The 12,120-nt window shown below is 34.7% G+C and carries 13 protein-coding genes; all 13 read left to right on the top strand.

The features are described 5' to 3' along the window. On the top strand, positions 1-660 hold a 660-nt coding region (locus RLO81_RS06195; RefSeq protein WP_350108760.1), incomplete at its 5' end, for a GDP-mannose 4,6-dehydratase. Continuing rightward, a complete protein-coding gene (locus tag RLO81_RS06190; RefSeq protein ID WP_350108757.1) occupies positions 653-1,801 on the top strand; it encodes a LegC family aminotransferase in 1,149 nt (382 codons plus the stop codon). The genes RLO81_RS06195 and RLO81_RS06190, both read left to right, overlap by 8 nt. Next, the gene (locus RLO81_RS06185) at positions 1,785-2,420 is read left to right on the top strand and encodes an acetyltransferase (protein WP_350108754.1); all 636 of its coding nucleotides are present in this window, start codon (positions 1,785-1,787) and stop codon (positions 2,418-2,420) included. Before RLO81_RS06190 ends, RLO81_RS06185 begins: the two co-directional genes overlap by 17 nt. Next, a complete protein-coding gene (neuB, locus tag RLO81_RS06180) occupies positions 2,417-3,439 on the top strand; it encodes an N-acetylneuraminate synthase (RefSeq protein ID WP_350108751.1) in 1,023 nt (340 codons plus the stop codon). Before RLO81_RS06185 ends, neuB begins: the two co-directional genes overlap by 4 nt. Then, a complete protein-coding gene (neuC, locus tag RLO81_RS06175) occupies positions 3,436-4,554 on the top strand; it encodes a UDP-N-acetylglucosamine 2-epimerase (RefSeq protein ID WP_350108748.1) in 1,119 nt (372 codons plus the stop codon). Before neuB ends, neuC begins: the two co-directional genes overlap by 4 nt. Then, positions 4,541-5,590 (top strand): nucleotidyltransferase family protein, encoded by a 1,050-nt coding sequence (locus RLO81_RS06170; protein ID WP_350108745.1) that lies wholly within the window; start codon positions 4,541-4,543, stop codon positions 5,588-5,590. Before neuC ends, RLO81_RS06170 begins: the two co-directional genes overlap by 14 nt. Next, positions 5,590-6,306, top strand: coding sequence for an acylneuraminate cytidylyltransferase family protein (locus RLO81_RS06165; RefSeq protein ID WP_350108742.1), 717 nt, complete (start codon positions 5,590-5,592; stop codon positions 6,304-6,306). The genes RLO81_RS06170 and RLO81_RS06165 overlap by 1 nt, the downstream gene beginning before the upstream one ends. After that, a complete protein-coding gene (locus tag RLO81_RS06160; RefSeq protein WP_350108739.1) occupies positions 6,303-7,220 on the top strand; it encodes a Gfo/Idh/MocA family protein in 918 nt (305 codons plus the stop codon). The genes RLO81_RS06165 and RLO81_RS06160 overlap by 4 nt, the downstream gene beginning before the upstream one ends. Next, positions 7,204-7,944 carry an SDR family oxidoreductase gene (locus RLO81_RS06155; protein ID WP_350108736.1) on the top strand — a complete coding sequence of 247 codons (741 nt, stop codon included), beginning with the start codon at positions 7,204-7,206 and terminating at the stop codon, positions 7,942-7,944. The genes RLO81_RS06160 and RLO81_RS06155 overlap by 17 nt, the downstream gene beginning before the upstream one ends. Positions 7,945-7,977: 33 nt before the next feature. Beyond that, entirely contained in the window at positions 7,978-9,369 is a 1,392-nt protein-coding gene (locus tag RLO81_RS06150; RefSeq protein WP_350108733.1) for a hypothetical protein, read from the top strand. A 15-nt stretch (positions 9,370-9,384) separates the two neighbouring features. Then, on the top strand, positions 9,385-10,617 hold the full coding sequence (locus tag RLO81_RS06145; protein ID WP_350108730.1) for a polysaccharide biosynthesis protein: 1,233 nt from the start codon (positions 9,385-9,387) through the stop codon (positions 10,615-10,617). Further along, complete coding sequence (locus tag RLO81_RS06140; protein ID WP_350108727.1) at positions 10,614-11,810, top strand: O-antigen polymerase; 1,197 nt, start codon at positions 10,614-10,616, stop codon at positions 11,808-11,810. The genes RLO81_RS06145 and RLO81_RS06140 overlap by 4 nt, the downstream gene beginning before the upstream one ends. A 6-nt stretch (positions 11,811-11,816) precedes the next feature. Then, a partial coding sequence (locus RLO81_RS06135; RefSeq protein WP_350108724.1) for a phosphoribosyltransferase family protein occupies positions 11,817-12,120 on the top strand: 304 nt, incomplete at its 3' end.

Genomic DNA, 12,120 nt, shown 5'->3' with positions numbered 1-12,120 from the left:
GCTGCTAGAGATTTGGGAACCAAAAGAATTCTTGTTACATCTACCTCGGAGGTATATGGCACAGCCCAGTTTGTTCCTATAACTGAGGACCATCCCAAGCAACCCCAATCACCATATTCAGCCACAAAAATTGGAGCAGATAGTATTGCAGATTCATTTTATCGAAGCTTTGACCTGCCGGTCACAATCGTTCGACCATTTAACACTTATGGTCCAAGGCAATCGGCCAGAGCAGTTATCCCCACGATCATATCGCAATTATTATCAGGAAAAGATGAAATCAAGCTAGGGGATTTAACACCCACAAGAGATTTACTCTTTGTTAAGGATACAGTGCGGGGCTTTCTTGCAACTGCTAATTGCGAAGGCTTAATAGGTCAAGAAGTAAATATTGCCACGCAATCGGAAATTTCAGTTGGTGATCTTGCCAAAGAAATGATTGATCAAATTAACCCTCAAGCCAAAATAGTTACGGATGATGATAGACTAAGACCTGCTAAGAGTGAGGTCTTTAGGTTATATGGTTCAAACGAAAAGCTTAGGAAGTACACGAATTGGGAACCAAAATATGATCTGAAATCGGGTCTTAAACAGACCATAGAATGGTTTTCTAACGAAAGTAATTTAGCGCGGTACAAAGCGGATATCTACAATGTCTGATTTCAGTCAATTTATTGATATTGCTCGCTCAATTTATGGAACAAAGGCATTTATCCCACTTCATGAGCCGTGCTTTGATACAAAGGAGAAGGAGTATGTGACAAAAACCATAGATTCGACTTTTGTGTCATCAGTTGGTAAGTTTGTTGATGATTTTGAGCTAGCAATTGCAGATTATACAGGTGCAGGAAAAGCAGCCGCTATGGTAAACGGTACTGCTGCCCTTCAAGTAGCACTGAGAATTGCTGGTTTAGAGCAAAATACGGAAGTGATTACTCAGGCATTGACTTTTGTAGCGACTCCAAATGCCATTCGTTATAATGGTGCTAGTCCGGTTTTCGTGGATGTGGATTATGATACAATGGGTATGTCTCCTGATGCGTTAGAGGATTTTCTCGAAGAATTTGGAGAGCTAAGAGAAACAGGTACTTTTAACAAATCAACAGGAAAGCGAATAGCAGCAATTATGCCCATGCATACATTTGGATTTATGTGTAAAATTGACCGGATAGTTGATGTTGCAGATAAATGGCAAATTCCAGTGATTGAAGATTCTGCTGAGTCATTGGGAAGTTTTTATAAAGGTAAATCTTCCGGGACGTTTGGAATAATGGGAGCATTTAGCTTTAATGGAAATAAAATTATTACCTCAGGAGGAGGGGGCGCCTTGATATCAAAAGATCCTGAGTATGCCACAAAGGCAAAGTATTTGACAAACACTGCTAAAGTGCCACATGCATGGGAATATTACCACGATGAACTTGGATATAATTTCAGGATGCCAAATCTTAATGCAGCTCTGGCTTTAGCTCAATTTGAAAAACTTAATAGATTCATCGCATCAAAAAGAGAAGTATATAACATTTATAAGGAAGAACTTGATTTACAAGGATTTAAAGTTAAAGAAATTCCAAAAGAGACAACTTGGAACTACTGGTTAGTCCCCATAGAGTTTGAAGATAAAGAGTCAAAGGATAATTTTTTGGCGTACACCAATGGTAATAATGTAATGACTCGCCCAATTTGGCAGCTAATGTTTGAGCTTCCAATGTATAAAGATTGCCAAAGGGACGGTCAAAAGAATGCCCTATTATTGTCAGAAAGAATAGTAAATATTCCGAGTAGTGCAAGAAATATCTAACCATATATATCTCATGGGTTACTCTGGTCATGCCTATGTTGTGTTGGAGTCAGCTCAGCGACTAGGAATTAAAATATATGGCTATGTAGATCGATATAGGAACACCACTAATCCCTATAATTTGATATACTCAGGAAGTGAACATGAGGAAAAATTTGAGGCTTGGGAAGAAAATTCGCAATTTATTTTAGCTGTTGGGGATAATGAATTACGACGAAAAATAGGCCTTTTAATTCGAAGTAAACGAAAGGAATGCTTGACAATTATTGATCCAAGTGCTATAATATCCCCATCTGCATCTATTTCGTCCGGTATTTATATTTCAGCAGGAGCAGTTATTAATGCCCAAGCTGATATAGGAGAAGATGTAATTATTAATACGTCTGCGGTGGTAGAGCATGAGTGTAAAGTAGGTGCAGGCAGTCATATTGCGCCAGGGGCTACGTTATTAGGGAATGTTGAAATTGGAGAAAATGTATTCATTGGTGCAAAAGCGGTTTTAAAGCAGGGGGTAAAAGTAGGGGATAATGTTATTATTGGTGCTGGGTCAGTTGTAATAGATAGCATAGATTCTAACTTAAAAATAGTTGGAAACCCAGCAAAAAGAATATTAGAATGAGCACAAGGGTGAAGATAATAGCTGAGGCAGGTGTAAACCATAATGGTGACATTGAGCTTGCTAAAAAGTTAATCGATGTAGCGGCTTCTGCAAATGTGGATTATGTCAAGTTTCAAACTTTTAAGGCAGATACAATAGTCAGTCGCGAGGTTACAATGGCTGAATATCAGAAGAGGAACACAAAGTCAGAAAAATCTCAATATGAACTATTAAAAAAGTTAGAACTCACTCATGATCAGCATGAGTTGCTGATAGATTATGCGACCTCAAAAGGTACTAGCTTCTTCTCAACAGCATTCGATGTAGATGGACTTGAATATTTATATTCTTTAGGATTTGAAATGTTTAAATCTCCAAGTGGAGAAATTACCAATTATCCATATCTCCAGAAATTAGCACACTTAGGAAAGCCCGTTATCCTTTCAACAGGAATGGCTAACTTGGATGAGATAAAGGATGCCTTAGAGGTATTGACGTCAAAACAATTGACCTTAGATGATATAACCGTTTTACATTGTAATACAGAGTACCCAACTCCTTTTGACGACGTAAATCTTAAGGCCATGAAAACGATAGCTGATGAGTGTAAAGTGAAAATTGGCTACTCAGATCATACTTTGGGGATTGAAGTTCCTATAGCAGCTGTAGCACTTGGAGCAACGGTTATAGAAAAACATTTTACCATGAGTCGGGAAATGGATGGCCCAGATCATGCAGCATCACTCGAACCAAATGAATTAATTGCAATGGTAAAAGCAATTAGAAATATAGAAATGGCCACTTCGGGAGCTGGTAAAAAAGAGCCAAGTAATAGTGAGAGAAAAAACTTGGTAATAGCTAGGAAAAGTATTCATTTGTCAAGGCACCTCAAGAAAGGAGAAACTATAGATGAGTATGATATTTTGCCATTAAGGCCAGGTGATGGTATTAGCCCAATGCAATGGAAAAAAATCATTGGGAGAAAAGTAAAACTTGACCTATCACGATTTCATAAGTTAAGTCCTGAGGATTTGCAATGAGTGAGAGGAGGAGAATTGGTGTACTGACAAGTTCTAGAGCTGATTATGGGATTTATAAACCACTGCTTTTGGCTTTGTCAAAAAGCCAGCAATTTGACCTTATAGTTATTTGTTTTGGGATGCATTTACTTGAAAAATTTGGTCTGACAATTAATGAAATAAAGCAAGATAAATTTGGTGAAATTATTACGGTAGGGGCACTATCCGAAGGTGATACCAAAAGTGATGTTGTAAAGAACTATGGAAATACTGTAAAGAACTTTCATGAAGTATGGGATAATAATCACTATGATTTAGTTTTTGCGTTAGGAGATCGGTATGAAATGTCTGCTGCTGTTCAATCTACAATCCCTTACGAAATAAAAGTTGCCCATATCCACGGAGGTGAAACAACTTTAGGTGCTATAGATAATATTTATCGACATCAAATAACCCTGGCGGCCACATATCATTTCCCTTCAACAGACTATTTTGGTAAAAAAATTGCCAAGATCACCGGAACTAATGAGAATATTTTCCCTGTGGGGTCAATCAGTTTAGATGGAGTCGATCATGAAACCATTCCATTCTGGAATGATGTAGCTGATCGATTTGCAATACCGAAAAGCAAAAGTTATGTTCTAGTAACCGTTCACCCAGAAACTGTAAATAGTCAAGTGAATTCAAGGTACGCTACAGTTATAGGTGATACATTACTTAATATTGCAAATGATTTTCATATAGTTATAACAATGCCAAATGCAGATACAACTGCTTCATCTTACAGAAAAAAGTTCAGGGAACTAAAGCAAGCTGAGCCTAATTCATTTTCACTAGTTGAAAGCTTTGGTAGACAGAATTACTTTTCTGCAATGAAGAATGCAGAGTACTTGTTGGGAAATACTTCTAGCGGAATTATTGAGGCAGCTTCTTTTGGTAAGTTTGTCATAAACGTTGGAGATAGACAAAAAGGAAGATTACGAAGTGATAATGTAATTGATGTACCCTTTGATCAGAACCAGATACTTATAAGTCATAAAAAACTTATCAAAAGGAAAGGTTATACGGGAGGAAATAAGTATCACAAGCCAAATACAGTGTCAAATATTATTAAAATAATCAATGAGAAACTTTAAGGACCATCTGATTCTAAAGGGATCTTCTATCAAAAGTGCCCTGGAGCAGCTTAATAACCTAGCTAGTGATGCTATTTTGTTTGTGGTTGACGAGCATAATAAACTAATTGGATCTGTGACTGATGGAGATATAAGAAGGGGTTTGTTGAAGGAGATAGGGATTGAACAACAAGTGGAAACTTTATGCCAGGGGAACCCAAGGTTCGTAACAAAGGGAGATGTTTATCTGGATCAGATAGTCAATTACAGAAGTCAGAGTATAACGATAATTCCAATTTTAACCAAAGATCATATTGTAACGAATGTAATCAATTTAAGGCATTTGAGATCTTATTTACCGGTTGATGTTGTCATAATGGCCGGTGGTAGAGGTAGTAGGTTACGACCCTTAACTGATACGGTTCCAAAGCCGCTTTTAAAAGTGGGCGGAAAACCAATAATTGAGCATAACATTGAAAGACTGGCACTTTATGGAATCGATGATTTTTGGTTGTCGATCAACTATTTAGGTTATCAGTTGAGAGAATATTTTTCTACTGGGAGGGAAAGAAATGTTCATATTGAATATATCGAAGAATCGGAACCTCTTGGCACAATTGGATCAATTGCTTTGATCGAAGAATTTCATCATGACTTCATTATGGTAACAAACTCTGATATTTTAACTAATCTTGATTACGAACATTTCTTTTTAGAGTTCATTTCCAATGATTCTGATCTATCTGTGGTTACTATACCTTATAAAGTAAACATACCTTATGCAGTTATTGAAACAGCTGATGGAAGAACCATAAGTGACTTCAAGGAAAAGCCCACGTACACCTATTACTCAAACGGAGGGATTTATCTCATGAAAAGATCTGTAATAGACATAATTCCGCATAGTAAATTTTATAACGCCACTGATTTGATGGAAGAAATGATCAAAAAAGGGATGAAGGTCACTTCCTATCCATTTGAGGGGTATTGGCTTGATATAGGCAAACATGAGGATTTTAAAAAGGCTCAAGAGGATATAATAAAAATTCGTTTCTAATGCAGAATATACTAGTGACATTATGTGCAAGAGGAGGTTCTAAAGGAATTCCTGGTAAGAATATCAAAATACTTGCTGGGAAGCCGTTAATAGTCTACAGCATCAACCATGCGAGAGAATTTATAAGCAAATTTGGTGGTGAAATAATTTTAAGCACTGATAGTAAACAAATTATTGAAGTTGCATCGGCATATGCTCTAACTTCAGATTATACAAGACCGACTTCTCTAGCAACAGATCTTGTTGGAAAGATTGAGGTCATTCAAGATGTACTTAGATATGCGGAAAGAACGAGACAGAAGAAGTATGACTATATTCTTGATCTTGACATTACCTCACCGTTAAGAAACATTAATGATTTAACGGAAGCCTTTAAATTAATCACTTCAAACCATGATGCAACAAATATTTTTTCAGTCAATTCTGCAAATAGAAATCCCTATTTTAATATGGTTGAGTTAAAAAATGATGGATATGCGAAACTTGTTAAGGAGGGTAATTTCTTAACTCGTCAATCTGCTCCCAAGGTTTACGATATGAATGCTTCATTTTACATTTATCGGAGAAAATTTTTTGATCAAGATAACAAATCGGTGATTACTAATGCTTCATTAATTTATGTGATGAAACACACTTGTTTTGATTTAGATGAACCACAGGATTTTGAAATAATGAATTATTTACTATCTAATGATCGCTTGGACTTTGCTTTATGAAGGTGTTAGTAATTGGATTAGGTAGTATTGCACAAAAGCATATACGGGCAATTCGGAGTTTAGAACAAAACATAAAAATATTTGCCCTTCGATCATTAAAGGGGGTGCCTGATGAGGATGGGGTTGAAAATATTTATAATTGGGCTGATGTGCCCGAAATAGATTTTGTAATAATAAGCAACCCTAGTTCTCTTCATTATGAAACGATTGAGAAAGCTATAGAATTAAAAGTACCACTTTTTATTGAGAAACCTCCTCTAGTCAGTCTGGAAGGCGCAACCCAACTGATTAATAAAATAGAGGTGAACGAAATAGCAACATATGTTGCTTTTAACATGAGATTTCATCCTGTTATAATTTGGACTAAGGAATATATAAGGAATAAGAGAATTTTAGAGGTTTTTGCGTATTGTGGGTCCTTCCTTCCGGATTGGAGGCCAGAGAATGACTATAAAAAAGTTTACAGTGCCAGACAGGAACTTGGAGGTGGAGTTCATCTTGATCTTATTCATGAGATTGATTATTTAATATGGTTGTTCGGTAAACCATTAAATAGTTCTAATCAAATCAGAAAAATTTCTGATTTGGATATAAACTCAATCGATTCTGCTATCTACATACTTAATTACGAAAAAAGTGTAGTCCAAATAATGCTTAACTATTTTAGGAGAGATCCGCAAAGAAAAATTGAGATTGTATTTGATGATCATAGCATTATGCTCGATTTAATTAAAGGATTGGTAAAGTCCTCAGGAGGAGAGATACTATTTGAATCTCATCTTGCAAGTTCAACAACTTATTTTGAACAGATGAGATACTTCATTGATTGCCTGAAATCGGACACTCTACCTGTCAATTCACTTAAGGAAAGTTTGGAGACGCTTAAAATTTGTTTGAATGAAAAAGCTTCATAATAAAGTAGTAATAGTAACTGGCGGAAGCGGATTGCTTGGTAAAGCAATAATTGATGATTTGAATATGCATGGTGCGTTCGTAATAAATCTGGATATTAATGTAGAAAAGGACCTGGCAAATGGGGTTTATTATTGTGATATAACTAATGACCAAGAGATTGAGGAGGCAATACAATTGATATTACATAAATATGAAAATATACATGGTCTAGTTAACAATGCTTATCCAAGAACAAATGATTGGGGAACCGATTTTGAGGATATTGACCCAAGCTCATGGAGAAGGAATGTCGATTGGCAATTAAACAGTTATTTTGTTATTTCACAACACGTATTAATGCAAATGCGAAAGCAAAATGAAGGTTCAATTGTGAATATTGCATCCATTTATGGTGTGGTAGGAAATGACATGAGCCTATATGAAGGGACGACCATTAAAACAGCAGCACCCTATTCAGCCATTAAAGGTGGTTTGATTAATCTGACAAGGTATCTTTCTTCTCAATATGGAAGGTTCAATGTAAGGATAAATTGTGTTTCTCCTGGTGGAATTTTTGATCATCAGGACAAGAAATTTGTAGAAGCATATGAGAAAAGGGTGCCTATGAAAAGAATGGGCAATCCAGATGATATTGCTCCCTCTGTTTCATTTTTGCTATCTAATGAATCTAAATATATTACCGGGCAAAATATTATTGTAGATGGTGGTTGGACAGCCATTTGAATGTCACTTCACTTTAATTAATTCAAGTTACATATGGAGATTTTGATTTTAGATGTCTCAACTACTATTACACTGCTTCATGAAGCAATCGCCTTGAGGAGTGTTGACGAAGAGCTAAACATAAGTGTAGTTTATTTTAATAAAACGAAATTTAAAAAATCTCGGATACCAAGTAAATACTACATTTCGTTCGATGATGAGTTGGAAAAAGAGGACTTACTCAAATCAGAAATTTTGGCAAAGGAAATTTATGATAAGTATAATTTTGGAATTTCTGAGGCACTCTACTTAGATCGATATCGAAAAAAAGATAGAGTGCATAGTCAGTATTACCTCAGATATTTGCTTAGAATCGATAGCTTATTGTCCAATGGAAATATTTCAGCAGTTATTGGAGAAGTGGCACTTGGATATGAAGTAATGACCTATTATTTGTGTAAAAAGTATGACATACCCTATTTGGTTCCATCAAATATATATGCTTTCTCGACTCCAAGGATGGTATTCTTTGATAGAGAATATTCAGATAAGATAATCAGAAAGGTTGCTGAGTATCAAAGGAATTTAGGACTTAATGTTGAGAAAGATTTGATCAATAGATTGATTGAAGAAAGAAAATCAATAGACATCAATAGGGGAATAGGTTCTCAAATGTTGAATTTTATAGACAGCGATGTTCTAAAGAGGCTATGGTACAATCTGAAAAATTATCAAGGGGCAGATTATCGAGAATCTTTACTATATAAATTCAATAAAAGAGTTGGAAATTTTATCAATAAATCTATCAATCGCATTTATTTCAATTATTTTGGGGCTAAGCTAGATCAAAATAAAAATTATATTTTCTTGCCGCTGCACATCCAACCGGAATCTACTCCAGATACTATTGCCACCTATTTATCAAATCAATTCGAATTGGCACGCAACATCTCATTGTCCCTACCTCCAAACTTTGAGCTTATAATAAAGGAACACCCTAACAACTATGGAGTAAGAAACATCTTTCAATTACTGAAATATGCACAACTACCCTATACAAATTTCATCTCTCCTAAAACATCATCAAGTATTATAATTGATCATTCCGAAATAGTCGTGACAATAGGAGGAAATGCTGCAATAGAAGCTATTTTAAAAGGGAAGAAAGCAATTGTATTGTCTAATATTCATCACTCAAATCTGTCAGGCATCTATAAAGCACGAAACTATTACGATTTGAAGTCCTTGATTAAATCTTTAGTTGGGAAGTCGATAGATCAAGATGATCGGGAAAATTCTCTTATCGAATATTATACAACCATATATAGTGGTTCATTTCCATGCGTATGGCATCAACCGCTTATGGCTAAGGATATATTAGAAAAGAAGAATATTGATAATATTTTTTTAGGTATCCGAAAAAGTCTTCAAGCCCTGAAGGGGTAGTGTTAACCACTTAGAATGATAAGACAAATCAAAGAATTAAATATTGTTTCAGTATTAATTCGAGTATCTGGTATGTCTGGAAAGTTTTTGATGGTTATAGCAATGGCGTCTAAACTTTCTCTTACGAGTGTTGGACTATGGGGATTAATTAGTGCATTTGTCCTCCTCACTACCTTTTTACTTGGTTTAGAGATGCATACATATTATACTCCAAAAATAAGCTCACAAGCTGATGATAATAGATTACTTATTCAAAATATCAAAGGAATTGTTTTTATCAGAATAATTTCGTTTTCGTTAATTTATATTATTGCACTTCCTATTATTGATAATTTTATTTCAGGATATGGTCTTGAAATTTTGGTCATTGTTATTCTTGACTCAACATCACAAGAAATCAATAGGTTTTTGGTTGCAAAGGGAAAAATAATTCAATCCAATCTTGTGATCGCGTTGAGGAGTGGATTATGGTGTTTTTTTGTTTTGGCCTTTTGGTATCTTTTCCAAATGCATGATAACTTTAATCTGGTTTTACTTCTTTGGGCAATATTCAGCTTTATCAGTGTATTAATTGGTCTATCGTTTGATTTAGATATTAGAAAAATCGAACAACTTAGAATCGATAAACTACTCGAGATAATTAATTACTCTAGATTTTATATTGCATCTAGTGCCTCCATGCGTTCAGCTTTTTTCCTAGATAAATTGATCATATCCTATTTCCTTGGTAGGGAATTGTTGGGTATTTATACCATGTTCCAGACTGTGTTTAATTCCATTTTATCGTTTATTGAGGCTGGAATCTTATCAAAATACTTCAACCATTCGTCCAAAACTTATTTCCAAAATGGCTTAGACGGATTGATTAAGTGTAGTTCACACTATAAAAAAATAATTTTAAGTTCTGCTTCATTTCTTATCATTTGTTTATTCTTCCTCCTAATATGCTATTTCTACTTTGTTAACCAAATATCTTTTTTACAAAACTGGTTGGGTTTGTTGATATTTATGCTTTCAGCTATACCTTTTTTAGTAGGCCAAATGGTGATGATAAACTTGAATATTCTAGATGCAGGACAGGAAAATATGAAGACAAAATTCTATTCTGCCTTTTCCTACTTATTATTCTTGCTACTTGCCTCATTCAAATTTGTTTCGTTTTTTGTTTTAGCCGGAGGAATAATGATTTTTTCCATCTTATCATGGCTAATATCTCAATATTTTTTTAATTCAATAACAAACAGATGATCAAGACACTTAAAATTGCATTGATTGTCTGGCTGATATTTTTTGTTATCCCAGTAGATCCTATCTATGATTTCAATCTATTTGCAGGTTTATATATTGGCGGATGTTATTTGTTTTTTTTTAGTGGTATTTTGATATATCAAGGCATATTTAGAAATGCGGAAAAGTCAAATACTAGGTTTGCTATTACAACAACACCAAATTTAGGAGTATACTTTTATTTAGGTGTTTTGGGAATGTTCTTTCGGTTTGTAGATCGCTATTATTTAAGAGGGATAGTTTTAAGTTCAGACTTTGATGAAGTACTCATGGCTCTTGATAATACTTCTATTACCCTAATTGGCATTTTAGGTAGCTTGCTGTTTTTTTTTTGCTACATACCTTTTCTTTTGGAGCTTTTAACCAAACGCCCGAAATGGATCTATTTTTTCTTATTTCTTATCCCAGTAATTGATTCAATTCTGATAGGTCAAAGGTTTCAGGTGTTGACTGCTATGGTATTGGCATTATGGGCCTTCTTTTACTATCGTTCGATTACATTCAAAAGAGTTATTTCTATAGCTGTTGTTGCTAGTTTGGTTCTTGGGATAGGCGTTGTTCTCATTATAATTCGGTATATGAACCATGGAATGGAATTATACTATTCCCTCACTGAATCTGGATATGCTCAGACCCTGCAACCAACTGATTGGATATTAAAGGGTCAGGATGAATCAATTGCAATGTTTTATATAAAATTCATCATCTCCAATATGGGTCAATATTTTTACCATGGGATATATGAGTTTAGTTATTTGATGGATTTTAATCCCCATATACAACCAAAGTTGGGGCAAAGCACGTTCAAGATATTATATCAAATAACATCACCATTAACCGGTTTCAACAAAGATTTTTGGGATCAACTCCCTCATAAAGGGATATATCTCAGTTATTTTGGACTTCTTTATGTTGATTTTGGCTTATTAGGCTTGTTTTTTCAATTTATTTTTGGTGCATTATGGATTCATTCATTAAGAATGGTCAAGAGTGGACAAATACATTATTTCTTGCTCTATTCATACTTAAGTTATGTAATAATCATGATGCCTGTAACTAGCATGATTAGTTATGGGTTGGGAAATAATATTTTAACAATTGCTTTCATTACAATTGCTATCGGGAACAGAAAATTTGTAATTAGACAACACTGAAAACTAATGAAAATTATCAAACTAACTGATGAATCGTTCTATGATGCCTGTACACGACTTGCCATAGAGATAAATAAGTTTAACCCTGAAGTGATTATTGGAATAGAGACAGGAGGGGCAGAAGTAGCACGTGCAGTTTTAGAGTCATTGGCTGAAAAATGTCATTTCGCCACAATTAAAATTCAAAGGAAAAGTACGAATACGATAAAATCAAAAGGTATTGTGAGAGCTTTAATAAAAAGACTTCCCGAATTTATTGTAAGAATTTTAAGAATGTATGAAATGACAGCTTCAGAAATTAAAGCAAAAT

Source organism: Fulvivirga sp. (genome assembly GCF_040220315.1).
Lineage (GTDB): Bacteria > Bacteroidota > Bacteroidia > Cytophagales > Cyclobacteriaceae > Fulvivirga.
This window is presented reverse-complemented; position numbering and strand designations above follow the sequence as displayed.